The sequence below is a fragment of the Mesorhizobium cantuariense genome (genome assembly GCF_042647205.1).
GTDB lineage: Bacteria > Pseudomonadota > Alphaproteobacteria > Rhizobiales > Rhizobiaceae > Mesorhizobium > Mesorhizobium cantuariense.
On record NZ_JBHRVD010000001.1, the window covers coordinates 1,017,202 to 1,041,492 of the forward strand.

General features: G+C 63.8%; 21 protein-coding genes and 1 tRNA gene. 12 read left to right on the plus strand and 10 right to left on the minus strand.

Annotated elements, in window-relative coordinates; genetic code table 11:
- Positions 1–68: 68 nt before the first annotated feature.
- On the plus strand, positions 69–2,039 hold the full coding sequence (locus tag ACFOJ9_RS04775) for an acetoacetate--CoA ligase (protein ID WP_378977179.1): 1,971 nt from the start codon (positions 69–71) through the stop codon (positions 2,037–2,039).
- Between the two features lie 271 nt (positions 2,040–2,310).
- Here the strand turns inward: ACFOJ9_RS04775 and ACFOJ9_RS04780 are convergent, their stop codons facing one another.
- A complete protein-coding gene (locus ACFOJ9_RS04780) occupies positions 2,311–6,174 on the minus strand; it encodes a PAS domain S-box protein (RefSeq protein WP_378977181.1) in 3,864 nt (1,287 codons plus the stop codon).
- Between the two features lie 249 nt (positions 6,175–6,423).
- On the opposite strand from ACFOJ9_RS04780, the gene ACFOJ9_RS04785 reads away from it, so the two are divergent.
- Both ACFOJ9_RS04785 and ACFOJ9_RS04790 read left to right on the plus strand, forming a co-directional pair.
- Positions 6,424–6,882 carry a phasin gene (locus ACFOJ9_RS04785; RefSeq protein ID WP_378977183.1) on the plus strand — a complete coding sequence of 153 codons (459 nt, stop codon included), beginning with the start codon at positions 6,424–6,426 and terminating at the stop codon, positions 6,880–6,882.
- Between the two features lie 379 nt (positions 6,883–7,261).
- Positions 7,262–7,338: transfer RNA gene (locus ACFOJ9_RS04790), tRNA-His, on the plus strand.
- Between the two features lie 118 nt (positions 7,339–7,456).
- Here ACFOJ9_RS04790 and ACFOJ9_RS04795 read toward each other — a convergent pair.
- The 7 genes from ACFOJ9_RS04795 to ACFOJ9_RS04825 form a co-directional block, all read right to left on the minus strand.
- Positions 7,457–8,866, minus strand: coding sequence for an MmgE/PrpD family protein (locus ACFOJ9_RS04795; RefSeq protein WP_378977185.1), 1,410 nt, complete (start codon positions 8,864–8,866; stop codon positions 7,457–7,459).
- A gap of 21 nt (positions 8,867–8,887) precedes the next feature.
- Complete coding sequence (locus tag ACFOJ9_RS04800; protein WP_378977187.1) at positions 8,888–9,700, minus strand: HpcH/HpaI aldolase/citrate lyase family protein; 813 nt, start codon at positions 9,698–9,700, stop codon at positions 8,888–8,890.
- Complete coding sequence (locus ACFOJ9_RS04805; protein ID WP_378977189.1) at positions 9,694–10,536, minus strand: FAS1-like dehydratase domain-containing protein; 843 nt, start codon at positions 10,534–10,536, stop codon at positions 9,694–9,696. Before ACFOJ9_RS04805 ends, ACFOJ9_RS04800 begins: the two co-directional genes overlap by 7 nt.
- Before the next feature lie 10 nt (positions 10,537–10,546).
- Positions 10,547–11,677, minus strand: coding sequence for a CaiB/BaiF CoA transferase family protein (locus tag ACFOJ9_RS04810; protein WP_378977191.1), 1,131 nt, complete (start codon positions 11,675–11,677; stop codon positions 10,547–10,549).
- A complete protein-coding gene (locus ACFOJ9_RS04815; protein ID WP_378977193.1) occupies positions 11,670–12,410 on the minus strand; it encodes an NAD(P)H-dependent oxidoreductase in 741 nt (246 codons plus the stop codon). Before ACFOJ9_RS04815 ends, ACFOJ9_RS04810 begins: the two co-directional genes overlap by 8 nt.
- 9 nt (positions 12,411–12,419) lie before the next feature.
- Positions 12,420–13,568 (minus strand): acyl-CoA dehydrogenase family protein, encoded by a 1,149-nt coding sequence (locus ACFOJ9_RS04820; RefSeq protein WP_378977195.1) that lies wholly within the window; start codon positions 13,566–13,568, stop codon positions 12,420–12,422.
- A 105-nt stretch (positions 13,569–13,673) separates the two neighbouring features.
- The gene (locus ACFOJ9_RS04825) at positions 13,674–14,609 is read right to left on the minus strand and encodes a LysR family transcriptional regulator (protein ID WP_378977197.1); all 936 of its coding nucleotides are present in this window, start codon (positions 14,607–14,609) and stop codon (positions 13,674–13,676) included.
- 100 nt (positions 14,610–14,709) lie between these two features.
- Between ACFOJ9_RS04825 and ACFOJ9_RS04830 the strand changes: the two genes are divergently transcribed.
- The 5 genes from ACFOJ9_RS04830 to ACFOJ9_RS04850 all read left to right on the plus strand — a co-directional run bounded on the left by ACFOJ9_RS04830 (position 14,710) and on the right by ACFOJ9_RS04850 (position 18,692).
- Positions 14,710–15,282 carry a thiamine pyrophosphate-binding protein gene (locus ACFOJ9_RS04830; protein ID WP_378977199.1) on the plus strand — a complete coding sequence of 191 codons (573 nt, stop codon included), beginning with the start codon at positions 14,710–14,712 and terminating at the stop codon, positions 15,280–15,282.
- Between the two features lie 5 nt (positions 15,283–15,287).
- Entirely contained in the window at positions 15,288–15,875 is a 588-nt protein-coding gene (locus ACFOJ9_RS04835) for a thiamine pyrophosphate-dependent enzyme (protein ID WP_378987557.1), read from the plus strand.
- A gap of 7 nt (positions 15,876–15,882) precedes the next feature.
- Positions 15,883–17,361 (plus strand): aldehyde dehydrogenase, encoded by a 1,479-nt coding sequence (locus ACFOJ9_RS04840; protein ID WP_378977200.1) that lies wholly within the window; start codon positions 15,883–15,885, stop codon positions 17,359–17,361.
- Between the two features lie 97 nt (positions 17,362–17,458).
- Positions 17,459–18,238 carry an SDR family NAD(P)-dependent oxidoreductase gene (locus ACFOJ9_RS04845; RefSeq protein WP_378977202.1) on the plus strand — a complete coding sequence of 260 codons (780 nt, stop codon included), beginning with the start codon at positions 17,459–17,461 and terminating at the stop codon, positions 18,236–18,238.
- A 4-nt stretch (positions 18,239–18,242) separates the two neighbouring features.
- A complete protein-coding gene (locus ACFOJ9_RS04850) occupies positions 18,243–18,692 on the plus strand; it encodes a VOC family protein (protein ID WP_378977204.1) in 450 nt (149 codons plus the stop codon).
- 52 nt (positions 18,693–18,744) lie between these two features.
- On the opposite strand, the gene ACFOJ9_RS04855 is transcribed toward ACFOJ9_RS04850, so the two are convergent.
- Both ACFOJ9_RS04855 and ACFOJ9_RS04860 read right to left on the minus strand, forming a co-directional pair.
- Positions 18,745–19,398, minus strand: a complete 654-nt coding sequence (locus tag ACFOJ9_RS04855; protein WP_027167548.1) for a GntR family transcriptional regulator — start codon at positions 19,396–19,398, stop codon at positions 18,745–18,747.
- Positions 19,399–19,504: 106 nt separating this feature from the next.
- The gene (locus ACFOJ9_RS04860) at positions 19,505–20,683 is read right to left on the minus strand and encodes an NAD(P)/FAD-dependent oxidoreductase (RefSeq protein WP_378977207.1); all 1,179 of its coding nucleotides are present in this window, start codon (positions 20,681–20,683) and stop codon (positions 19,505–19,507) included.
- Between the two features lie 183 nt (positions 20,684–20,866).
- On the opposite strand from ACFOJ9_RS04860, the gene ACFOJ9_RS04865 reads away from it, so the two are divergent.
- The 4 genes from ACFOJ9_RS04865 to ACFOJ9_RS04880 are packed head-to-tail and all read left to right on the plus strand — an operon-like array spanning position 20,867 to position 24,267.
- A complete protein-coding gene (locus ACFOJ9_RS04865) occupies positions 20,867–22,069 on the plus strand; it encodes a pyridoxal phosphate-dependent aminotransferase (protein WP_378977209.1) in 1,203 nt (400 codons plus the stop codon).
- Positions 22,070–22,077: 8 nt separating this feature from the next.
- The gene (locus ACFOJ9_RS04870) at positions 22,078–22,509 is read left to right on the plus strand and encodes an acetyl-CoA carboxylase biotin carboxyl carrier protein (RefSeq protein WP_378977211.1); all 432 of its coding nucleotides are present in this window, start codon (positions 22,078–22,080) and stop codon (positions 22,507–22,509) included.
- A gap of 5 nt (positions 22,510–22,514) precedes the next feature.
- The gene (gene accC, locus ACFOJ9_RS04875) at positions 22,515–23,888 is read left to right on the plus strand and encodes an acetyl-CoA carboxylase biotin carboxylase subunit (protein WP_378977213.1); all 1,374 of its coding nucleotides are present in this window, start codon (positions 22,515–22,517) and stop codon (positions 23,886–23,888) included.
- The gene (locus tag ACFOJ9_RS04880) at positions 23,878–24,267 is read left to right on the plus strand and encodes an acetyl-CoA carboxylase biotin carboxyl carrier protein (RefSeq protein ID WP_378977215.1); all 390 of its coding nucleotides are present in this window, start codon (positions 23,878–23,880) and stop codon (positions 24,265–24,267) included. The genes accC and ACFOJ9_RS04880 overlap by 11 nt, the downstream gene beginning before the upstream one ends.
- The last annotated feature ends 24 nt before the right edge of the window (positions 24,268–24,291 follow it).

Genomic DNA, 24,291 nt, shown 5'->3' on the forward strand with positions numbered 1-24,291 from the left:
GACCGAACAAAATCTTGCTCTGCTGCGCCGCGATATGCATAAGCGATGGCGACCGTGGAGGAACGATCATGGCTGCCAAAGTACCGCTCTGGACCCCTACGCAGGATCAGATTGATGCAGCACCCCTGACCGCTTTCACGAAGGCAGCCGCTGTGAAAGCCGGGGTAACGTTTTCTTCGTATTCGCAGCTTCACGGCTGGTCGGTCGAGGACCGCGAAGGGTTCTGGAACCTGGTCTGGGATTTCTGCGGCATCGTCGGCGACAAGGGGACCAATGGGGGCGAGCCGGTGCTTGTCGACGGCGACAAGATGCCCGGCGCCTCCTTCTTTCCCGGCGCAACGTTGAACTTCGCCGAGAATCTGCTGAAGAAGACCGGCGCTAGCGAGGCAATCGTGTTTCGTGGCGAGGACAAGGTCGAGCGCCGGCTGTCCTGGAACGAGTTGCACGCGCTGACCTCGCGGCTGCAGCAGCTTTTCCTGTCGCTCAAGGTGAAGAAGGGCGACCGCATCGCCGCGATGATGCCCAACATGCCGGAGACTGTCGCCGCCATGCTGGCAGCCGCCTCGATCGGCGCCGTCTGGTCGTCCTGCTCTCCCGATTTCGGCGAGCAGGGCGTGCTCGATAGGTTCGGCCAGATCGAGCCCGTCGTCTTCATCGCGCCGGATGGTTATTGGTACAATGGCAAGGCAATCGAGGTCGCCGACAAGATCGCCGCGGTCGCGGCCAAGCTCGGCACTGTCCGCAAGATCCTGGTCGTCGACTATCTCGGCACATCGAGCGATGTCGCTGCTACCATCGACAAGGCGGTGGCGCTGGAAGAGGCGCTGTCACCCTTCGCCGGCAAGTCCGTTACCTTCGAGCCGCTGCCGTTTTCGCATCCGCTCTACATCCTGTTCTCATCGGGAACGACCGGCATTCCCAAATGCATTGTCCATTCGGCCGGCGGAACGCTGATCCAGCATGTCAAGGAACACCGGCTGCATGCCGGTCTCACCGACGGTGACCGCTTCTTCTACTTCACCACCTGCGGCTGGATGATGTGGAACTGGCTGGTGTCGGGGCTCGCTTCGGGTGCCACGCTGCTGCTCTATGACGGTTCCCCCTTCCACCCCGACGGCAATGTGCTGTTCGACTTTGCCGATGCCGAGAAGATGAATTTTTTCGGCACCTCGGCCAAGTTCATCGATTCCGTGCGCAAGGCCGGTCTCAAGCCGATCCGCACGCACGATCTGTCCACTGTGCGGGCGATTTCCTCCACCGGCTCGCCGTTGTCGCCGGAGGATTTTCGCTTCGTCTATGACGGCATCAAGAAGGACGTGCATCTGGCTTCGGTCTCCGGCGGCACCGACATCGTCTCCTGCTTCGTGCTCGGCGTGCCGACGCAGCCGGTCTGGACCGGCGAGATCCAGGGTCCCGGCCTCGGCCTTGCCGTTGATGTCTGGGACGACGACGGCAGGCCGGTCCGGCAAGAGAAGGGTGAACTGGTCTGCACCAAGGCATTTCCGGCAATGCCGATCGGCTTCTGGAACGATCCCGAGGGCAAGAAATACCGGGCGGCCTATTTCGAGCGCTTCGACAATGTCTGGTGTCACGGCGATTTCGCCGAATGGACCGTGCATGGCGGCCTGATCATCCATGGCCGTTCCGACGCCACGCTCAACCCGGGCGGCGTGCGCATCGGCACGGCGGAGATCTACAACCAGGTCGAACAGATGCCGGAGATTCTGGAAGCGCTGTGCATCGGCCAGGACTTCGACAATGACGTGCGCGTCGTGCTGTTCGTGCGGCTGGCCGCCGGCGTGGAACTGGATGACGATCTGGAAAAACGCATTCGCGCCAAGATCCGCAGCGGCGCAAGCCCGCGTCACGTGCCGGCCAGGATCGTCGCCGTCACCGACATTCCCCGCACCAAGTCGGGCAAGATCACCGAGCTTGCGGTGCGCGACGTCGTGCACGGCCGCGCCATCAAGAACAAGGAGGCGCTCGCCAACCCAGAGGCGCTCGAGCTGTTCAAGGACCTGCGGCAGCTGGCCGAATGATTGGCCAGTCGGCATGGTTAACAAGATATGTCGGTAGAATTTACCTAGATTTCATGAGTGGTACACATTCGTAAATTTTCCGCCGCGCCGGTAAGGAGTTGTTAAGGTCCGGCGTCGATAGTCGCATACAACTTGAGGGAGAAATCCCGTTCCTCAGCCCCGGAGGATCCGAATTCGCTCAAGCCCCCGTTGTGACAGCAATCCATCTCTTCAGGCGTCCTTTTGGGCGCCTTTTCTTTTGCCGGAGCAATTCCGTCAAGAGAGGGCCGGCTTATTCCGCGAGCACACGGGTCGACGGAAACGCGACCTCGACCAGGGTGCCTTCGCCCGGTGTCGAATTGATGGTGAACCGGGCGCGGTTGGCTTCCACCATCGCCTTTGTCAGCGGCAATCCAAGGCCCGTTCCGTCGCCGCGCCCGCGCTTCAGCGCGTTGATCTGCTTGAACGGCTTCAGCGCCTGCTCGATCTCGGCTTGGCTCATGCCGATACCGGTGTCGCGCACCCGCATGACGACGTCGCCCGACGTCTCATAGGCGGTCGAGACGATCACCTGGCCACCGGCCTGGGTGTAACGGATGGCATTCGACAGGATGTTGAGCGCGATCTGGCGCACGCTGCGCAGGTCGGCCACCACTTCCGGCAATCGCGAAGCGAAGCTGGAGCGGATGATGACGCGTTCGCGGTTGGCCTGCGGCTGCATCATCGCCACCGTCTCGGCCAGCGTGTCGTTGAGTGACACCGCCTCGTAGGCCATCTCCTGCTGGCCGGCTTCGATCTTCGAGATGTCGAGCAGGTCGTTGACCAGGTCGAGCACATGATTGCCCGAGCGGTTGATGTCGCGCAGATAGTCGCGGTAGCGGTCATTGGCGACAGGTCCGAACTTCTCGTCGACCATCAGTTCGGAAAAGCCGATGATGGCATTGAGCGGAGTACGGATCTCGTGGCTGATGCGGGCGAGGAAATCGGTCTTCTGCGAAGACGCGCGCTCGGCCACCGCACGCGCCTGCGTCAAGTCCTCTTCGGCCCGCTTCCACTGCGTGATGTCGCGCACCACGGCGCAGAAGCCGCTGTCATTGGGCAGCCGGCCGATGGTCATGAACAGCGGAATGAAGCGCCCCTGTGCCTCGCGCCCGATCACCTCGCGCCCGTCATTCATGACGCTCGCCACGCCGGGCTCGGACAGTCCGTTGAGATAGTCGCGTGCCGCGCGCTGGCTTTCGATCGCAAACAGCGAGGCGAACGGCTTGTCGGTCACGTCGTCGCTGTCGAAACCGAACAGCGCTTCGGCCGGCCGGCTGATCGAGCGGATGGTGCCGTCACGGCCGATCAGCACGACGCCGTCGGTGGCGGTGTCGATGATGGTGCGCATCTCGGCGATACGTGCCTTGAGCTCGGGAATGTCGGGCTGGGTTTGCTCGTCGCCAACCACATGCAGCGTCGCTGGCGCGTCATCCTCGCCGGAGCGGCGCACGACCAGCATCAGCGCCTTGCCGTCGCGCCAGGGAACCGAGCGCAAAATGGCCTCGATCGGGAATTCCTGTCCGTCACGCGTTTTCAACCGCAGCGCGCGATCAATGCCGTCGGAGGCGCCGTCGTCGGCGTAGGGATCGGCAAACAGCGCGCCGAGGCCGCCGGCATCCGCCAGGTCGTCGAGCGCTTCATAGCCGGTCAGGTTGAGGAATTCCTCGTTCGCATAATGCAACTGGTCGCCGGAATGGATGAGCAGCGGCACCGGCAGCTTGCTCAGAAGCGAGGTGTCCGGAGCCTTGTGCTCATCTCCGGCCGAAAACGCCGACGGCACGAACCCTTCGGCCTTGAGCGGCGGCACCTGCAGGCGAGGGCGCTCGACGCGTGCCGCGACGGTGTCGCTTGCGCTGGCGGTTTCCTCGGCGGATGCAGCCGCCTGCTCGTCAGGCGCCGCGGCTTCCTCGTCGGGCTGCGCCCAATCCTCACTATCCTCGGCATCGCGAAAGTCAGCTGACGTCATGCTGTCGTCATCGACGGCGTCATGGGTCGCATCAGCTCCAACCGGCTCTTCGCCAGTGGCGACGGACCCGGTGATCTCTGGTTTCGCCGCCACCGGTTCGGAAACAGGGGCCTCGTCATTGTTGTCCGCGACCGGACCGCTTTCGTCATCATGGCCGGCATAGTCGAGCAACGAGCCTGTCACATTCGGTTCGGAGGTTCCCTCACGAACCGCTTCGTCCGGATGGCCGCCGTCAAGCCGCGCCAGATCCTGCTCGTCTTCGGCATCGACATCGGTCTCGGATGGCTCGACCGGTTCGTTCTCTGGCTCTGCCGCAGGGATTTCGCCGGCTTGCGTCAGGCCGCCAGCCGCCTCGACCGTCTCGGTCGTCGCTGCTTTGGAGCTTTCGAGGCTGGGCTTTTCGGCCTCTGGCGGCTCGACCGCGGCGCTGTCCTTCTTCAGTCGCTCGCCGATCTCGCGAAACGCGCTGCGTTCCAGGGTCGACAGGCCCTTGTCGTTGGCCGGCTGGCGATGTTCGGCCAACCGGATCACCTTGTCGGCGAAGCGCCGTTCCGGTTTCGGCACGATGGTCAGCGCCGGCACTTCGCCCTTGAACGGGTCCGATACCTGAGGGTCCTCGGCCTTCGGCTCTTCAGCCTTTGGCTGTTCGGGCTCGGGTTCGACGGCTTGCGTTTCCGGCGTCGCCGGCGCCTCGCCATTGGGCACCAGCGCCATGCCGATCGCTTCCGGATCGACGACCGCATCACTGGCGCGGGCGACGCCGAAGCCGCGGAAACCTTCGAAGGCGCGGCTGCGGCCATAGACAGGCAGCGCCGCCAGGTCGACAGGTATCTTCAGATCGGTGCCGGCGACCGGCCACAGCACGGAGCGCCCGGACCAGGTATCGCGTCGTTCCAGCAGGCCGGATATCTCGCTGGAGGGGTCGAGGCCGAAGGTGGCCGCGACATCCCTGAAGCGCCGACCGATCACATCGGCTGCCGGCTTGCCGACGATGTCGGCGAATTCCGGGGACAGCGCACTGAACTTGCCCTCGGCATCGGTGCGCCAGACGAAGCGTACTGGCGCCGCCGCGCGGTCCATCGCCGGAACGGTCGCAGGCGCGGCCGAAGAGGTGGCTCGGACGTCATTCCGTTTCGTGTCTTGCGCGGGAAGTTCCAGGGTGGCCGGTTCATCTGGTGCTTCAGGTTCGGACGCGGCTGGTCGATGCGCCTGTTGCCCTTCGTCCTCGCCGGCGTTGAAGTACCAATGGTCGTGCTGCGCCGGCGTGCCTTCCGATGCTGGTTGATCGCTGTTGGCTGCCGTCGGCGTCTGCCCGGTGGCGTCGGCGATATCATGCTGCTGCGATGCTGCGATGTCGTCGGCCGGCTGCGCGGCGCGCGGTTCGTCGGTTGGCGCCGCCTCGGGATCCTGTTGCGGCTGGACAACGGCGTCGCCAGCTGCCGCGGCCTCGGCAATGGTTTGCGCCGGGTGTTCGCCGGCCGTGTCGTCGAGCTGATCCTCGTCGATCACCACCAGCAGATGCCGCTCCTCGGTCAATCTCGCCAGCCCTGCCGGATAGGAGGCCGTGCCGCCAGGGACGAGGCGCTTGACGATGCGGTCGCTCTCGGCCGCGACGTCGGCGACGAGCGCAGCCAGCGTCTCCGGCAGAATGCCCAGTGCCGAAAACCCTTCCGAGGCTGCCTCGACAGTGCCCCCGGCATCGACAAAGGCGATGAAATGGCCATCCTCGGTAAAGCCGCTGATGGCGCGAGTGGCGATTTCTCCGGCACCGCGCGAGCCCGTCTGCGCCGCCGGCACTGCCAGCATAATCGCTTTTTCGGCGTCCGGCATGGTCACGGCACTGGCCAGGAAGCTGACGGCGCGGCTGGTCATGCCGGTCGCCAGCCGCACCATGATGGCGCGGTCACTGCCGATCTCGGGAAATCCGCTTGTCGCCATGATCTGGCGCCTGGCGATCAATGGCAGCTGCGCCGAGGCGCCGATGATGGTCCCGATATCGGGGTAGCCGAACACCGCGGCCCCCGGTCCGTTGGCCCAGATCACCTGCTCCAGATCCGCCGACAGGATCGCGATCGCGTCGCCGGCGGCAAAGCGCTGGCGGACCGCGTCGAGCACGGCGACGTCGAGGAAGGAATATTCGGACGGCATGCGCTTGGCGAACCCTCACGGAGCGGCGAATTTGCAGTTAACGCTTTGTTAATAAAAGCCGGAGGCGCGAAGGTCCACAAGCCAGAACGTGCAAAGGCTGGAATCTGGGCTCTTGGTTAACGGCCCAAAAGAAATTTATGGTGCACTGCAACAAAGATATTGCAATGCACAAAATTTGCCTTTATATTGCCATCATACATGAACGAGACGGCTTTCTGTCAAAGCCGCTGCCGCTGAAAAGGATGGAAAATGTCCAGGACCAAAACCGCCGAGACGATCGAAAACGTTGAATTCCCGAGCTTCGACGCTTCCAAGGCCACCGACCAGATGCGCGCTTTCGCTGAAAAGGGCGTTGAGCAGTCGAAGGAAGCCTATGCCAAGCTGAAGACCGGTGCCGAGGAGACCCAGAAGGCTCTGGAGTCGACCTTCGAGACGGCCAAGACCGTTTCCAGCGACCTGTCGCTCAAGACCATTTCCGCTCTGCGCGCCAATGCCGAGGCTGGTTTTTCGCATCTCGAAGCCCTGATCGGCGCCAAGTCGCTGTCGGAAGTCGTCGAGCTGCAGACCGCGTTCCTGCGCAAGCGCGTCGAAATGACGGTCGAGCAGGCCAAGGACTTCCAGACCGTCGCCTCCAAGGCGGCCGAGGATGTCTCCAAGCCGATCAAGACCGCCTTCGAGAAGGCGATGAAGGAAATCAAGGTTGCCTAACATTTACGCTTGATCTGAAGATGCAACAAAAGGTCGCATTTTCTTAAAACCGATCAAGCGTATGATGGCAGCCATCAAGGAATACCCGGCGGGTGGAACCTCCTCCCTCTGCTCTCCGGGGTGACCAGCCAGCACCTCCTCCCGCTGGCTCGTAACAGGAAAAGGCCGGCACCTCCTCCCGCCGGCCTTTTTCTTTGCCCGGTGTCCTCTTCTGCCTGGTGCCCTCTTTTTGCCTGGTAATGCCGCGCCGATGTGGGGAAGTGCCCTTTGCTTTCCAAAAGCCTTGAATTAGAATCCATAAGCCCGTAAGGACGCATCGCCGAACGACAGAGCGGTCGAGTGGGATGAGTTTTCTGCTTCGATCCGCTCCGGCAAATGTGCCGTTGTAGCTCAGATGGTTAGAGCGCCGGATTGTGGATCCGGAGGTCGCTGGTTCGATCCCAGCCAACGGTACCATCGGGTTTCCGCTTTCACGCATGGTGTCGGCCGAGCACGGCGTGCCCGGCACATGACCGGGAGGCGGAAGTCGCAACGCCACCGCTCCGCCGACCGCAGCGGCGCGGCAGGCAATGCATCAGAAGCTCTGGTCGTCGGCCCTATTCGCAGACAGGGCTCTGCAAATAATATCCGCCGTGCTGCCAGGCTGGTCGAGGCTCCAGATCTGAGAAATGCAGGTGCGCATCTCGTCAGCTGTTGCGCCGCCTCGGAATTCCGCAAGGCGTAGTGCCTTGGCTTCCAATTCCTGTTTCGCAAGCGTGTAGCCGGGGTCGCCCTTGGGCTCGTCGACGCGGGCATTGAATTTGCGGCCGTCAACGGTCGTGACGCTTGCCTTGCCGACCCACTGCTTGGGATAAAGGGCGTCAACCTCGGCGTCGAGTTCCATCCGCACCTTCGCGCGGAAACGGGCGACGCGGTCATCGGCAAGTGCGTGGCGTTCGAACGCGTCGAGGTCGGCGACGTCATGGACGGCGATGAGCCCCAACACCGTACCCATGGAGAACTTCGCCTGGTGGACGGTTTGCGGAATGACCACCGCGCCCAGGACATCGATGGCGCCCCGGTGGACATGGGTCACCACATCAGTGATGTCGTCCGGACCGAGCCCTTCGCGGCGCATGAGAGACTGCAGCGCGTCAGCGGCCGGATGGGTGTGCCGGCAGGCGGCATGCCATTTGAAGGACGTCTCTTCGGTTGCCCAACGGCTGCCGAGGCCGTCCGTCAGGCGGGCCGGATCGGCGTCGCTGGACATGCCGGCCGCCATGCCCTTTTTCCCTTCGAGGATCTGCGCGGCCCCCTTGAAGCCATCGCGCGCCAGATAGGCAGAAAACAGGCCGTTGGCGGCCGCTCGCGCCGTATGAAGCTGCTTGGAATCGGCGGCATCACGCAGGAATTCCCAGAGCCCTGCCGCCTGGGTGCCGGCGGAGCCGAGAGCATGGTTGAGGCCGGCTGCATCCAACCCGATCAACTTGCCGACCGCCGCCGCCGCGGCGACAGCGCCAGCCGTGCCGGTGGTGTGGAATATCTCGTAGTGCGAGCGCCCGAGGAACTCGCCAACACGAATACCCGTCTCGTAGCCGGCGATGCAGGCAGTCAGGACTTCGCGGCCGGTCTTCCCCTCAGCCTCGGCAACAGCCAGGACGGCCGGAAAGATCACCGCAGCCGGGTGAAAGACCGAGCCGTTGTGAACGTCGTCCTGTTCCACGACATGGGAGGCCGCCGCGTTGACCATCGCCGCGAAATAGGGGCTGGTGCGCCGCCGCGTCGGGATGACGATGCTTGGGCCGTCCGCCGGCCCCATCGCCCGAGCAAAGCCGTCGATCATCTCGACCTGGTGCGCGCCCTTGCCGGCCAGCGCCGAGCCGAGCCAGTCGATCATCAGTCCTTTCGCGAAATGAACGACGCGCGGCGGAATTTGCTCGAAGTCGAGTTCAGCGATGAAGGCACAAAGTCTGGCGGTTGGCCAATCGGCGGTGTCCATGCCCATCTGTTCCTCCTCTGATCGCCCCTAGACCGAGGCGGCCCGGCACAGGATCCGCCTGGCTCGCTCGATCACCGGCCGGTCCACCATTTCGCCGTTCACCTGGACAGCTTCACCGGACGAAGCCGCGCCGACGATGTCGCGTGCCCAGATGATGTCATTCTCGCTCGGGCGAAAGCCATTGCGAATCGGCTCGATCTGCCTCGGGTGGATGGCCATCTTGCCGCCGAAACCCATCTTCATGGCGTGGCGGGCGTCATCTTCGGTGATTTCGGGACTGCTCAGGTCGGTCGTCACGCCGTCGATCGGCGCGGTCCGGCCAGCCGCGCGCGAACGCCAGACGATTTCGTTGCGGGCCGCAAACAGGGTCAGTCGATCATGCGCGCAACCGAGATCGAGCGAGAAGTCAACCGAGCCGAAGGCGACGGTAACGACGCCAGACGTGGCCAATATATCCGGCAAATTGGCAAGGCCGATGGCGCTCTCGACCAGCGCGATGACGGAAACGCTGCGTGCCATGTGCCTGGTCATATCAGCAATGTCTTCCGGACGTTCGGCCTTGGGCAGCATGACGGAGACGCCGTCGAGGCGCCGCACGGCATCAATGTCCGCTTCGTGCCAGGGTGTGCCGGCGGCGTTGACACGGACCACGACCGGAGATTTTAGCGCGGTCGCATGAGCCACGACGGCTTCGCGAGCGCGCTCCTTGTCGCCAGGGGCGACGGCATCCTCGAGGTCGAGAATGACCGTGTCCGCGCCGCTGCTGTCGGCCTTGGCAAACCGTTCCGGCCGCGAGCCCGGCACGAACAGCGGCACGACGGGCGTGACGAAGCTCACCATTGCGCCGTGGCTTTCACCGTCACATGGCCGTCGGCCGACCGTACCTCGAGAGCCATGCCGTCTTGGCCTGGGGATGTTGCGCTCAGAAGCAGGCGCTGTGGGCCGCTCGCCGGATGCACGCCCCGGAACGAGAAGCGGCGCGGCGACGTGCCGACAATGGCGGTGGCGAAGTTCATGAGCAGCGTCGCCTGCAGCGGGCCATGGATGACGAGCCCGGGATAGTGTTCGACCGACGTGGCGTAGGGCGCGTCATAGTGGATGCGATGCCCGTTGAACGTCAGCGCGGAATACCGAAAAAGCAGTACCGGATCGACGTCGACCGAAAGCTCGTGCGATGCTGCCAGGGTCGAACTTGCCGGCAGGGCAGAGGTCGCCGCAGCAGCTTCGGCGGCGCGATAGACGATGGTCTGGTCCTCCTCGATCACCTGACCAGTGTCGTTGGCAATGTCGTGCCGGACCGTGACGAAGGTGAGCGGGCCGGTGCGGCCCTGCTTCTCCTCGATAGCGGACACTGTCGAGCGGCGGCGGACGACGTCACCGACGCGGATCGGTGCGATGAAGCGCATGTCGCTGCCCGCCCACATGCGACGCGGCAGCGGCACCGGCGGCAGGAAGCTGCCTTTGGCCGGGTGCCCGTCAGGCCCGAGTTTGTGCATGTCGGCAATGTCGGGTGTCAGGCACCAGTGCAGTCCTGGCGGGGCCGCGCCCCCGGTAGTTTGCGCTGCGTAGTCCCCAAGCGTGGCGCCAAAGCTGGCCAGCAGGCGCGGGGTCACAACATCCTCGACCTCGTGTGTGCGTCCAACCCATTCCTGCAGCGTGCTTGTGTCCAGGCTCATGAGTTCCTCGTCAGGCGGCGAATTCGGACCGGATCCGGTCTGTGTCGGCGCCAAGAGCGGGAACGCTGGGGATCGTTGCGAATCCCTCCGATCGCCCTGCCGGCATCGGCACGGAGATGCGCCTGCCGTCCGGCAGCGCCACTTCTGTCCGGCGCAACGCCTTGTGGTGCGGCAGGTCGTTCATTGCGCTCACCCGGCCCCAGGCGATCTGCGCCTCGTTGAGGCGGCCTATGGCCTCTTCGCAGTCGATTGCCGCGAAGATCGGTTCGATCTCGGCGTCGAGTGCCGTGCGATTGGCCACCCGCCAGGCATTGGTGGCGAAGCGTTCGTCGGCGAACAGATCCTGCCTTTGCAGCACGACGCTGCAGAAGCGCTTCCATTCACTGTTCTGCTGAATGGACACGACCACGGCGCCATCCCGACAGGCATAAGGTCGATAGGGGTAGATCGAAGCGTGCGCCAGGCCATATCTCTGCGTCTCGCGGCCCGCATGTTCGTAGTGCAGCAGCGGCACGGTCATCCAGTCTGCCATGGCGTCGAACATGGCAACCTCGACAATGCGACCGCGCCCGGTCCTCTCGCGCGCCAACAAGGCTTCGAGGATCGCTGCATGGGCATTCATGCCGGTTGCGATGTCGGCGGCGGAAACCCCGATCTTGCTCGGCGTGTCCGGTGTGCCGGTGACTGCGCAGATGCCACTTTCGGCCTGCACCAGCATGTCGTAGGCGCGCATCGCTGCGTAAGGCGTGTCCTGTCCGTAGCCGACGATGTTGATGGCAATCAGCCGAGGAAACTCTTTCGCAATTGCATCGGCGGAGAGGCCGAGCCTGTCAATGGCGCCCGGCGCGAGATTCTGCACGAGAACGTCCGCGCGCGCCACCATCCGGTGCAGCAAAGCCAGGTCGTCCTTTTCCTTCAGGTCGAGCACCGCGCTTTCCTTGCCTCGGTTGAGCCAGACGAAATAGGCCGACATGCCCTCCACGGCAGAATCGTAGTGACGCGCGGTTTCGCCTTCCGGGCGCTCGATCTTCACGACGCGCGCGCCGGCGTCGGCAAGGCGGACCGTGCAGAGCGGAGCGGCGACGGCCTGCTCGATCGAAACGACAAACAGACCTTCGAGCGGGCGGGCACTGTCAGACATTGCGCTGCACCCCCGAGCGCGCCAGCACGCCAGGCTTCAGCCGCTCATTCTTGCCGTAGTCTTCCGCAGGGTGGAAGAACAGGCGCGGCGTGCCGTCGATGTCCTCGAGCCTCTTGCTATAGGCCTCCAGATAGGCCTTACGACCATCGTCGCCAACACGGCCCGGCATATGGGCGACGAAGGGCGGCAGCACGTCGAAACCGGAATAGCGCAGCAGGCCATTATGGATCGGCCACAGCACCGTGAGGATGTCGCCGTCGATGCCATCGGGCGCGTAGGTGTCGGCCGATGTGCCTGTGGTGGCGGCCACCATGGCGACCTTTCCCCTGAATATGCCGGTGTCGTATTTGCGGCCCGGCAGATAGGCGAAACCGCGCGCGAAGACACGGTCGGCCCAACCCTTGAGGATTGCGGGCATTCCGAACCACCAGACGGGGAACTGGAACAACACGAAGTCCGCCCGCTTCAGTTTTTCGATCTCGGCGCTGATATCGGCCGAGAGTGCGCCGGCCTCGTAGGCGGCGGTCTGCTCGCGCGGCAGGCTGAAGAAGTCTGGATCGTTGCGCTCGCCTGATATGTCGCCCGGCCCTGCGACAGGATTGAAGCCCGTCGCATAGAGGTCGCTGACGACCACATCGTGGCCTGCGCGGGTCAAGGTTTCCACAGCCAGATCCTTCATGGCGCCGTTGAAGGATTTTGCTTCCGGGTGTGCATAGACGATGAGGACGTTCACGGACGACTCCTAGTAGGAACGCGGCAGTCCAAGCACGTGCTCGGAAAGGTATGACAGGATGAGGTTGGTCGAGATCGGCGCGACCTGATAGAGACGCGTCTCGCGGAACTTGCGTTCAACATCGTACTCTTCCGCGAAACCGAAGCCGCCATGCGTCTGGATGCAGACATTGGCGGCTTCGTTCGAGGCGTCGGCCGCCAGCATCTTGGCCATGTTCGCTTCGGCGCCGGGGTTCTTGCCGGCCTCGTAGAGGTTCAGCGCCTCGCGCACCATCAATTCGGCCGCGCGCATGTTGGCGTAGGCCCTGGCGATCGGAAACTGGATGCCCTGGTTCTGGCCGATCGCCCGACCAAACACATGCCTTTCCCCGGCGTAGGTGCTTGCCTTTTCGATGAACCATTTCGCATCGCCGACGCATTCGGCGGCAATCAGGATACGCTCGGCGTTCATGCCCGAGAGGATGTAGCGGAATCCCTTTCCCTCTTCGCCGATCAGGTTTTCGGCCGGCACGCGCAGATCGTCGAAGAAGACCTCGGTGGTGGCATGGTTCATCATGGTGCGGATCGGCCGGATGGTGAGGCCGTTGCCAACGGCTTCGCGCATGTCGACGATGAGGACGGAGAGGCCGTCGGTCTTCTTCATGCCATCCCTGAGCGGTGTGGTCCGCGCCAGCAGCAGCATCAAATCCGAATGCTCGGCGCGACTGGTCCAGATCTTCTGGCCCTTGACCACGAAATGATCGCCGTCGAGGCGAGCAGTGGTCTTGAGCGCCCCCGTATCGGTGCCGCTGGTCGGTTCCGTGACGCCGAAGGCTTGCAGGCGCAGTTCTCCCGCGGCGATCTTCGGCAGGTATCGCTGCTTCTGCGCTTCCGAGCCGTGGCGAAGAAGCGTGCCCATCGTGTACATCTGGGCATGGCAGGCGCCGCCATTGCAGCCGGCGCGCTGAATTTCCTCCAGCACGGCAGCGGCGGCCGAAAGCGGCAGGCCCGAGCCGCCATACGCCTCCGGGATCAGGATCGAGAGCCAGCCGGCCTCCGTCAGCGCTGCGACGAATTCACCGGGATAGGTCATGTCCCTGTCGAGTGCGCGCCAGTAGTCTCCGGGGAAGCGCGCGCACAGCCTGGCGACGGCATCCCGAATGTCCTGGTAGTGTTCCATGAGATTTATCCGGCTTTTCGTCTTGCTGCGGGCCTCACTATCGCGCCTCCATATCCTGTCAGCAATGCAAGGCGGGCGTGAGCAGATATAACGGAATTCGAATGCTTATGGCGGAGGACCGAGAAGCTGGCCAACCCAGACGGCTCGCCCGACAAGATCCTTGGCGATGTCCTCAATCGCTTGTCCGGCAAACCGCGCCAGCCGCGAGGCAGGCCGGTCTGCCGGGTACGCGAGGATCAGGCGGCGCACGGGCACGGGATCGATCAACGGCGCGGCGGTGAGCAGCCCCGCGGTCACGTCGGCATGGATAGGAGCGAGCGGCAGGATCGTCCAGCCATGGCCGTTGCGCACCAGGTCCTTCAGCGCCGAGTACGAGTCCGCTTCGATGCCGACATCGAGCGTGATGCCGGCATCCGTGGCGCAGCGTTCGACGATAATGCGCAGCCCGTGCTTGATGCTGGGCAGCAGCAGGCGCTTGCCGGCGAGCGAGGCGAACGTTACGGCGCGCACGGTTGAAAACCCCGCGTCTGGCGGTCCGATCAGGAAGAGGTTTTCCAGGAGCAGGGGGCGCGAGCGCAGTGAACGTGCCATGCGCGGGTCATAGAGCACCGCGACGTCCACCTCGCCGCGGTGCATCCAGTCCAGCAAATAGCCTGTGTAGGCGCTGACAAGTCTGAGTTTCGCCTTGGGGTGGGCCTTGCCGAAGGCGGCAGCCAGCGGCAATGAAATAATGTCCGCAACGGTGGGTGGCAGGCCGATGGCCACTTCGCCGGTCAGCGGCGCATCGGCGGGCGTGGCCGTGGCGCGGATCTCGTCGATCTCGGCCATCACGCGCATGGCGTGCGTCAGCACCTCCTTGCCTTGCTCGGACAGCACCATGCCGCGTCCGTGGCGCAGGAAAAGGGCAAAGCCCAATTCCTCCTCCAGCATGCGCACCTGCCGGCTGAGCGCCGGCTGCGCGATGTGCAGCCGGTCGGCAGCCTTGCTGAGGCTGCCGAGTTCGGCGACGTGGATCAGGGTGCGTAGCTGCGACAACTCCATGGGCTATCAAATATCATTATATCTGAACACAAGAAAGAGACGAAGATTAGATCGGATAGCCGAGGTAACCTGGTTCCAATCCAAATTCCCGGGGTCCAAGGTGACGGCGAGCGTAGAAGCAAAACATCCGGAAGCAGCAGCACTTGCAGCCGCTCCGGCGGCGTCTGAAAGGCAGTGGCCGGATCAGGTCTATGACGTGCTCAAGGCCGCCGGCATCAGCCACATGTCCTATGTGCCCGATGCCGGCCACACCACATTGATCCGCCTTTTCAGTGAGGATCCCGAGGTCGTCACCAACGTGCTGACGACGGAGGAGGAGGGCATCGCCATCGCCGCCGGCTCCTGGCTGAGCGGCAAGCGGAGCGTCGTGCTCATGCAATCCTCCGGTGTCGGCAATTGCATCAACATGCTGTCGCTTCCCGTGCAGGCGCGCTTTCCCTTGCTCGTCCTGGTGACGATGCGGGGCGAATGGGCCGAATTCAACCCATGGCAGGTGCCGATGGGACAGGCGACGGAAGCCTCGCTGAAGGCGATCGGCCTCAGGGTGCTGCGTGCCGAGACCGGCCCCGACCTCGTGGAGACGGTGGCGCAAGCAGCCCTGATGGCCTTCGACGCCGACCAGCAGATTGCCGTGCTGATCGGGCAGCGGCTGCTCGGTAAGAAGAAGTGGTGAGCGACATGAATTTACCGACGATGGACCGCCGGGTTGCGGTGAAGAAGCTGCTTGACGCCCGCGATGGCGCGTTGGTCGTGACCGGTCTCGGCTCGCCGAGCTACGACGTGCATGCCGCCGGTGACCGCAACGACAACTACTATCTCTGGGGCGCCATGGGCGGCGCTGCGCTGATCGGCCTCGGGCTTGCCCAGGCCCAGCCCGACAAGCGGGTCATGGTGATTACCGGAGATGGCGAACAGCTCATGGCGTTCGGTTCGCTGGCGACGATCTCGGTGGCGCGGCCAAAAAATCTCGACCTGATCGTGCTCGATAACCAGCATTTCGGCGAGACCGGCATGCAGTCCAGCCATACCGGCAAGGGCATTGGTTTCGACAAGGTCGCGGCCGCCTGCGGTTTTTCGAAAAGCGCCGAGTTGCGTTCGCTGGAGGAGGTCGACAGGTTGTGTGAAGAGCTGCGTCGACCGGCTGAGGGCCCACGCCTTTTCGTGCTGAAAATCACCGCCGAGAACCTGCCGCGCTCGCTGCCGCCGCGCGACGCGGTCGAGGTCAAGAACCGCTTTCGCGCCCATTTGGGCTTTGCCACCTGTTGAGGTCGATATGGCGCTGGTCAGTTTCCAGAACACGGTCGGCGGTCGGCTGCAATCGACCGCCGATACATTCGAGAGCCATGATCCGTTCACCGGCAGGCCATGGGCGTTGATCCCGCGCGGGGGAGCGGGCCAGGTGGACGCTGCCGTGGCGTCCGCCAAGGCGGCTTTCCGGTCGAAGGAATGGGCCGGCATCACGCCGACCGCACGCGGCAAGCTGCTTGTGCGGCTGGCCGATCTGATTGCCGAGAACGCGGAGCGCATTGCCGCCATCGAGACGCGCGACAATGGCAAGCTGCTCACCGAAATGACGGCGCAGCTGCGCTACATCCCGGAATGGTTCCGCTATTTCGGCGGTCTTGCCGACAAGATCGAAGGGGCGGTGCTGCCGATTGACAAGGCTGGCATGTTCGCGTTCACCCGCCACGAGCCGCTGGGTGTCATCGCGGCAATCGTGCCGTGGAACTCGCCGCTTCTGCTACTGACATGGAAGCTCGCGCCGCTGCTGGCGGCAGGCAACACTGTCGTCATCAAGCCGTCGGAACACGCCTCGGCCTCGACGCTGGAGTTCGTGAAACTGTTTGCGCAGGCGGGCTTTCCCCCCGGTGTGGTCAACACCGTTACCGGCATGCCGCTCGATGTTGGCGTGCCGCTCGTTGCACACCCCGACGTCGCCAAGATCGCCTTTACCGGCGGTGAGCCCGGCGGCATCGCCGTTTACCGCGCGGCTGCCGAACAGCTTAAAGTCGTCACGCTGGAACTGGGCGGCAAATCGGCCAACATCGTCTTCGACGACGCCAATATCGAGAGCGCGGTCAACGGCGCGATATCAGGCATTTTCGCGGCCAGCGGCCAGACCTGCATCGCCGGCTCACGCCTGCTGGTGCATCGCAAAATCCACGATCGGTTCGTGGAGGGCGTCATAACGCTGGCGGCCAGCGCTCGACTGGGCAATCCGGCGCTGCCCGAGACGCAGGTGGGGCCGATCACCACGCAAGCCCAGCGCGAGAAGGTGCTGTCCTATCTCGGCATCGCGCGCCGCGAGGGTGCGCTGTGCGTGCTGGGCGGCGGCAAGCCGACGCCCGGCGAACTGGGCGAGGGCTGGTTCGTCGAGCCCACCATCTTCACCGGCGTGAACAACACCATGCGGATCGCGCGTGAAGAGGTGTTCGGGCCGATCCTGTCCGTCATTCCTTTCGACGACGAGGACGAGGCCTTCGCCATTGCCAATGACAGCCCCTACGGATTGGCGGCGGGGATATGGACCAGCGACATGGGCCGGGCGCTGCGCGGCGCGGCCGCAATGGAAGCGGGCATGGTCTGGATCAATTCATACCGCGCCGTCTCCTATATGGCGCCCTTCGGCGGCTACAAGAGGAGCGGCATCGGGCGCGAAAGCGGGCAGGAGGCCATCAATTCCTATCTGCAGACCAAGACGGTGTGGATAGACACGGCCGGCAAGACCGCCAATCCCTTCGTTATCCGCTAGGCTAGGCTTCGGTGGGAGAATTATCCTTATCCGTGGCCAAGCTCGGCACACCGCTCCCCGGAGCGGTGGTCTGCTCAAAATGACGAAGGAACTGGACATGAGACAGGCAGGCAAGGTGGCTGTTGTCACAGGCGCGGCGCGCGGCATCGGACGTGCTTGCGCGGAACGCTTTCTGGCCGAAGGCGCGAAGCTCGTGCTCGGCGACATCGATGCCGCGGAGCTGAAGACATGTGCCGCGGAAATCGGCACCTCCGATAGCGTCCTGGCAGTCGTTACGGATGTCAGCAAGAAGACCCAGGTCGATGCGCTGGTTGCGGCGGCGGTGGCTAAGTTCGGCCATGTCGACATCATGGTCAACAATGCCGGCATCGCTCCGGTTCAAGACTTTCTCGACATCAGCGAGGCGGACTACGACAGGGTTCTCGCCGTCAACCTGAAGGGCGCGTTCATGGGTACCCAGGCCGCAGCCCGCCAGATGATCGCGCAGGGTGGAGGCGGCGTCATCATCAACATGTCGTCGATCAATTCGGGCCTCGCCAACCCGCGCGTCGCCACCTACGCGATCTCCAAGGGCGGCATGAACCAGGTCACCAGCACCGCGGCCGTCGCCTTCGCTCCCCACGGCATCCGTGTGGTCGGTGTCGGCCCGGGCACCATCGCCACGGACATGGTCATGGACGGGACATTCATCGATTCGGAAGAAATGCGACGGGCGGTTCTTTCGCGCACACCGCTCGGGCGCCTCGGCACGGCAGCCGAGATCGCCTCGGTCGTGGCATTCCTGGCCAGCGACGACGCTTCCTACATCACCGGCGAGACGATCTACCCCGACGGAGGGCGCCGCGTGCTGAACTATACGGTTCCGATCAAGGAGTGAGAAAATGGGTAACTTCGACAAGCTGCATCACATCTGCATCGTCGTGCACGATATCGACAAGGCGCAGGCCTACTATGACTCCATCGGCATCGGGCCATGGGAGTCCTATCCGCCGCTGGCCGAATACGAAGAACTCCAGGTCCCAAGCCTCGAGGGTTTCAAGGCGATGCAATACCGGATTTGCAACCTGCCGAACGTTCAGCTGCAACTGTGCCAGCCGAACCGCGATCCTTCACCACAGCGGATTCATCTCGATACAAAGGGTGAAGGCGTCTTCCATATCGGCTTCGAGGTCCGTGACGCGGACGCAGCCGAAACCAAGGCGAAAACCGACGGACTTGCCGTGCTGATGCGCGGGCGCCGGGAAAACCGCACCGGCTTCACCTACTACGACACAGCCGACAAGGCGGGCGTGATCCTTCTGACGCGGGCGACCAATCTGCCCGGCAAATGAACCAATCGCGTGAAGGGAAAGCCGATGAAGATCGAGCGGGACGGCTGGTCCGTCAGCTGCCCCGCAATTCCTGAAGCCGGTCTACCAGGAATTTGCCGCTGGTGATGATATGCATTTCCAAAAGGCCGACGGCGCGCAGCGTGTCCTTGGCTTCGCACAGGTCGATGAGTTGCCAGTGGTCGCGGTCGGACTGGGCCTGGATCTCGGTGAGCGTCACCATCATGCGCGTGTAGCGTTCCAACTGCTGGTAGATGCGCCCCACCAGTTCGATCGTCGCCTTGCGGCCGGACGGCGCGTAGAGCGCGGCGTGGAAGTTCCAGTTGAGCTGGTTCGAGTACTCACCTGTCTTGCCCTGCTCCTGGTGCTGTTTTGCCCGTTCCCGGGCCAGCGCCAGGTCGGCCTCCGTCATCCTTGGAATGGCAAGGGCCAGTAGCCATGTCTCGATCCGGGCTCGCAATTCGTAGAGCTCGAGGATCTCGTCCAGGGAAATGGAGGTGACGACGGCGCCCTTGTGGGAAACCAGCGTAACGAAGCCTTCCGAATGAAGCTGATGCAGCGCCTCTCGTACCGGAATCCGGCTGACGCCGAACTCGGTGGCCAGATGCTCCTGCCGCAACTGGAAGTTGGCCTCGTATTCGCCGATCAGGATCTTCTGCCTGATGGCATCGGCGACCTGGGTCGAGATGGTTTTCTTCTGTACGAGCATGAATCAGCCTGGGGCGGCCGCCTTGTTTGTTGACTGGCGCCGTTTTGATTGAAGAAGTGGACGCATAGCACCGTTGTCACTGCGATGCCATGTCGCCAGTTTCGCTTCAGTAGACATGTTCCTCGATGGGCTGATTGCCAGCGATCCGTTCGTAGCGGAAGGCGGACAGGTCGACAGAGCGGTACTCGCCGTAGGCAATGAGATCGCTGACACCCGACCCGGTCGCCGCCGCATGCATCATGCCGTGGCCGCTGAAGCCGGTGGCCAGGACAAAATTCGAGACCTCGGGATGCCGACCGATGATGCCGCTGTGGTCGAAGGTGTTGTACTCGTAGAGTCCCGCCCAGGCGCGCAGCATCCGCAATTGTTCGAGGCCGGGCACACGATGGGCCAGCGCCGGCCAGATCAACTCGTCGAACAGGTCGTAGTCCACATCCAGGCCAAAATCGTCTGGGTCGTTCTCGCGCACCGGCGGAATACCGCACAGGAAGAGCTGACCTTCCGGCCGCAGCCAGAAGCCGCTCGTGTCGAAGACGAAGGGGCAGTTTTCGATCCTTGCCGGCGTTTCGAAGACGAAGACGCAGCGCTTGCTCGGGACAACCGGCAGCTCGGCGCCGGCCATCCTGGCAATGCCCGCGCTCCATGGTCCGGCCGCGTTGATCACCGTGCCGGCGGCAAGCCGGTCGCCATTGTCGAGCACCACTTCGCCGACCTTTTGGGAAGACGCCATGGTCAGTCCGGTCACCGTCGCGGCAAGATAGTCCACGCCCTGCGTGCGCGCCTTGCGGCGGAATGCCTGCATCAGGCCAGGGCCGTCGAACCAGCCTTCGCTGCCAAGGCCGAGCGAGCCGAGCGCGAGATCGTCCGTGTTGAGCCAGGGGAAGCGTCGCGACAGATCGACCTGCTCGATCAGTTCCGCGTCGACGCCCATGCCGCGCTGAACCCTGTTCTTGGCGCGCTGCGCGTCGGCCCGCTCGGGCGTCGCCAGTATGAGATAACCGGACTCATGCAGCCCGATGTCCGCCAACTCGTCGCCAATGGCAAGCCGGGTCTTTACCTGGCGCAGGAAGTCGATGCTGAACTTCGACATGGCGATGTTCGGCGCCGTGCCGAACTGCTGGCGGATGGCGCTGGTCGACAGGGAAGACGAGGACGCCGTGTAATAGGGGTCCCGCTCGATCACCGCGATCCTGCCACCGAAATCCGGATTGGCTGACAGGAAGTAGGCGATCGAGCTGCCGACAACGCCTCCACCGACGATCACCACATCATAGTTTGCGCTCATTCCGACCGTGTTCCCTATCTCGAATGTCATCCGTGGCGGCGAAGGATTGGATACTTTCCTCTGTCGACCCGCCTTCAAAGTGAGACATAACCCGGTCTTCGATGCAGAAAAAGGGGTTTGACGCGAAAATCAGAATACATTATCCAATTTGTACCAAATATCAGGCATGCCGAGGATTGTTCCGTGGGCCTCATCGCTCCCCGTCTCGACGTCATCAAGCCAAGCCCCAGCATGGCGGTCACCGCGCGGGCAATCGAAATGCGCTCGGCCGGCATCGACGTCATCAGCCTGAGCGCCGGCGAGCCGGATTTTCCGACGCCGCCGCACATCGTCGAGGCGGCCTACGAAGCGATGCGCAGGGGGGAGACGCGCTATACGGCGGTCGACGGCACCGCCGCACTGAAGAAGGCGGTGGCTGGGAAATTCAGGCGCGAGAACGGCCTCGACTACAAGCCTTCGCAAATCAGCGTCGCGGGTGGCGCCAAGCAGATCATCTACAACGCCCTGCTGGCAACGCTGGCCCCCGGTGACGAGGTGGTGGTCCCCGCGCCCTATTGGGTTTCCTACACCGACATCGTCCTGCTCGGTGAAGGCAAGCCCATAGTCGTTCCCTGTACGGAGGCGGAAGGCTTCAAGCTGACACCGCAAGCCCTGCGGGCCGCGATCACCGGGCGCACGAAATGGCTGTTGCTCAACACGCCTTCCAACCCGACAGGCGCCGTCTACAGCCGCGACGAACTTGCCGGCCTGGCCGGGGTGCTGCTCGATCACCCGCATGTCCATGTGCTGACCGATGACATCTACGAGCATATCCTGTTCGACGGGCGCGCCTTCCATACCATTGCAGGCGTCGAGCCGCGGCTGAAGGACCGCACGCTGACGGTCAACGGCGTGTCGAAGGCCTACGCCATGACCGGCTGGCGGATCGGCTATGCCGGCGGGCCGGAACCGCTGATCCGCGCCATGGCGACCGTGCAGAGCCAAAGCACTTCGAACCCGTCATCCATCTCGCAGGCCGCGACCATCGCCGCACTGGAAGGTCCTCAGGACTTTCTTCGCCCGCGCGCGCTCGAATTCCAGGCGCGGCGCGACCGCGCTCTGGAGTTGCTGCGCGCCATTCCCGGCCTCACTTGCCAGACGCCCGAGGGCGCCTTCTATCTCTATCCCAATTGCTCGGCCTTGATCGACTGTCGCCGCCCGGACGGCACTCCTATCGGCAGCGACGACGATTTCTCGCTTTACCTGCTCGATCAGGCGCGGGTCGCGGTGGTGCAGGGCTCTGCCTACGGCCTGTCGCCGCATTTCCGCATTTCCATAGCCACGTCGATGGACCTGATCGAAAAAGCGATCGGGCGTATCGCCGAGGCTGTCGAAGCGCTGCGATAGGGCCGGCGATGGATCTCGACTTCGTCCAGAAGCTGATCGAATTTGTCTCGCGTTCGCCCATTGCCGAACTGGAGATCGAGCGCGACGGCGTTCGCATCCGTATGTCCAGGCAGGCGGCGCCCGCGCAGCCTTCGCCGCAGTCAGCCGCGGCCCCTGCCGTCTCCTCAAATCCGACTTCGACGGCTCCGCCCATCGCGCGGCATTCGATCCGCGCGCCGCTGACCGGCGTGTTCTACCGTTCCGGCACCGAAGGCGAACCGCCGCTCGCTTCGGTTGGCGATGTGGTCGTGGAAGGGCAGACGGTCGGCGTCCTCGAAGCCATGAAGACGTTCAATGTCGTGGAATCCGATCGCCCTGGGCGGATCGTCCAGATCGCTTTCGACGACCATGCCGCCGTGCAGTCCGGCGACGTGCTGTTCGTTCTCGAAGATTTGGGCTGAGGGCGATGTTCGATACCGTCCTTATCGCCAATCGCGGTGAAATTGCGCTGCGCATCCTGCGCGCCTGCCGCGACCTCGGATTGAAGACGGTGGCGGCGCATTCGGAAGCGGATGCGAGCCTTCGCCATGTCGCGCTGGCGGACAGGGCGATCTGCATCGGGCCGGCCGCCGCGACGGAGAGCTATCTCAACATCGCCGAGATCATCACCGCCGCGCAACTCACCGGCGCCGGCGCCATCCATCCGGGCTATGGTTTCCTCTCGGAAAACGCCGCCTTCGCCGGGGCCGTTGAAAACGCCGGCCTCGTCTTCGTCGGGCCATCCGCGGCGGCGATCCGCACCATGGGCGACAAGGTCTCCGCCAAGCGCACGATGATCGCTGCCGGCGTCCCCTGCGTTGCGGGCTCGGAAGGGGCGCTGCCGCAGGACGAGCAGGTGGTGCGCGCCATTGCCGAGGCCATCGGCTATCCGGTCATCGTCAAGGCGGCGGGTGGCGGCGGTGGGCGCGGCATGCGTATCGTGCGCGAGGAGCGCGCCCTGATGGAAGCCGTTTCGATAGCGGTGAAAGAGGCGGACCGGGCCTTCGGCAACCCGCAAGTCTATCTGGAAAAATTTCTCGAGCACCCGCGCCATATCGAGATCCAGATCCTGGCGGACAAGCATGGTAGGGCGGTATGGCTCGGCGAGCGCGATTGCTCCATGCAGCGCCGCCACCAGAAGATCATCGAGGAGGCGCCGGCGCCCGGCATCGCCCGCGAGGCGATCGCCGAGATCGGCGAGCTGTGCGCCCGCGCATGCCTGACCATCGGCTATACGGGTGCCGGTACGTTCGAATTCCTCTACGAGGACGGGCGCTTCTATTTCATCGAGATGAACACCCGCGTGCAGGTGGAGCATCCCGTCACCGAACTCGTCACCGGCATCGATATCGTGCGCGAGCAGATCCGCATCGCCCGCGGCGAACCCCTGTCGTTCAGTCAGGAAGACATCTGCATTCAGGGCCACGCTGTCGAATGCCGCATCAATGCTGAACATCCCTACAGCTTTCGGCCGCATCCAGGCCCGGTCGAACGCTGGACGCCGCCCGGTGGTCCCGGAATCCGCGTCGAATCGCATCTCTACTCCGGCTACACCGTGCCGCCGCATTACGATTCGCTGGTGGCCAAGCTGCTGGCACATGGCGCGACGCGGGCCGAGGCGATTCGGCGCATGAGCGGTGCGCTGGGCGAGATGGAGGCTGTCGGCATCGCCACCAATGCGCCGCTGCACGGCATCCTGATGGAGGAGCCCGGCTTCGCTGCCGGAGGCTTCGATATCCATCATCTCGAACGTCTCATTGAAGGCGGTCTGCTCCAGGGACGAGGCGGCGATGACGGTTGAGGAGATCGAAAGGCTGACCGCCTGGTGCGCAAGCGCCGGCATCGGTGAGATCGAACTGTCGGAGGCCGGCTTTTCGCTGCGCCTGCATATGCAGGCCGTTGTTGCTGAAACACCCGCGGCCGAAGCGCCGAAGGCCGAAACAGCCTTCAAGGGCGTGCGCGCGCCAGGTGTCGGCGTGTTCCGTCTCGATCATCCAACGACCGGCCGCTCGGTTGCCGAACCTGGCCAGACGGTTCGCAAGGGCGAGACGGTCGGTGTCCTGCAGGTCGGCCCATGCCTGAAAGCCATCGTGGCGCCGGCAGACGGCGTGCTGGGCGCGGCGCTGGCCGAGGACGGAGCGGTCGTCGGTTACGGCACGCCACTCTACGAACTGGTGTGAAGGCAAAGGCGATGGTTCGAACCA

Coding starts and splice junctions, on each gene's coding strand:
- ACFOJ9_RS04775 (WP_378977179.1), top strand. CDS start 69: ATGGCTGCCAAAGTACCGCTCTGGACCCCTACGCAGGATCAGATTGAT.
- ACFOJ9_RS04780 (WP_378977181.1), bottom strand. CDS start 6,174: ATGCCGTCCGAATATTCCTTCCTCGACGTCGCCGTGCTCGACGCGGTC.
- ACFOJ9_RS04785 (WP_378977183.1), top strand. CDS start 6,424: ATGTCCAGGACCAAAACCGCCGAGACGATCGAAAACGTTGAATTCCCG.
- ACFOJ9_RS04795 (WP_378977185.1), bottom strand. CDS start 8,866: ATGGGCATGGACACCGCCGATTGGCCAACCGCCAGACTTTGTGCCTTC.
- ACFOJ9_RS04800 (WP_378977187.1), bottom strand. CDS start 9,700: ATGGTGAGCTTCGTCACGCCCGTCGTGCCGCTGTTCGTGCCGGGCTCG.
- ACFOJ9_RS04805 (WP_378977189.1), bottom strand. CDS start 10,536: ATGAGCCTGGACACAAGCACGCTGCAGGAATGGGTTGGACGCACACAC.
- ACFOJ9_RS04810 (WP_378977191.1), bottom strand. CDS start 11,677: ATGTCTGACAGTGCCCGCCCGCTCGAAGGTCTGTTTGTCGTTTCGATC.
- ACFOJ9_RS04820 (WP_378977195.1), bottom strand. CDS start 13,568: ATGGAACACTACCAGGACATTCGGGATGCCGTCGCCAGGCTGTGCGCG.
- ACFOJ9_RS04825 (WP_378977197.1), bottom strand. CDS start 14,609: ATGGAGTTGTCGCAGCTACGCACCCTGATCCACGTCGCCGAACTCGGC.
- ACFOJ9_RS04835 (WP_378987557.1), top strand. CDS start 15,288: ATGAATTTACCGACGATGGACCGCCGGGTTGCGGTGAAGAAGCTGCTT.
- ACFOJ9_RS04840 (WP_378977200.1), top strand. CDS start 15,883: ATGGCGCTGGTCAGTTTCCAGAACACGGTCGGCGGTCGGCTGCAATCG.
- ACFOJ9_RS04845 (WP_378977202.1), top strand. CDS start 17,459: ATGAGACAGGCAGGCAAGGTGGCTGTTGTCACAGGCGCGGCGCGCGGC.
- ACFOJ9_RS04850 (WP_378977204.1), top strand. CDS start 18,243: ATGGGTAACTTCGACAAGCTGCATCACATCTGCATCGTCGTGCACGAT.
- ACFOJ9_RS04855 (WP_027167548.1), bottom strand. CDS start 19,398: ATGCTCGTACAGAAGAAAACCATCTCGACCCAGGTCGCCGATGCCATC.
- ACFOJ9_RS04860 (WP_378977207.1), bottom strand. CDS start 20,683: ATGAGCGCAAACTATGATGTGGTGATCGTCGGTGGAGGCGTTGTCGGC.
- ACFOJ9_RS04870 (WP_378977211.1), top strand. CDS start 22,078: ATGGATCTCGACTTCGTCCAGAAGCTGATCGAATTTGTCTCGCGTTCG.
- accC (WP_378977213.1), top strand. CDS start 22,515: ATGTTCGATACCGTCCTTATCGCCAATCGCGGTGAAATTGCGCTGCGC.
- ACFOJ9_RS04880 (WP_378977215.1), top strand. CDS start 23,878: ATGACGGTTGAGGAGATCGAAAGGCTGACCGCCTGGTGCGCAAGCGCC.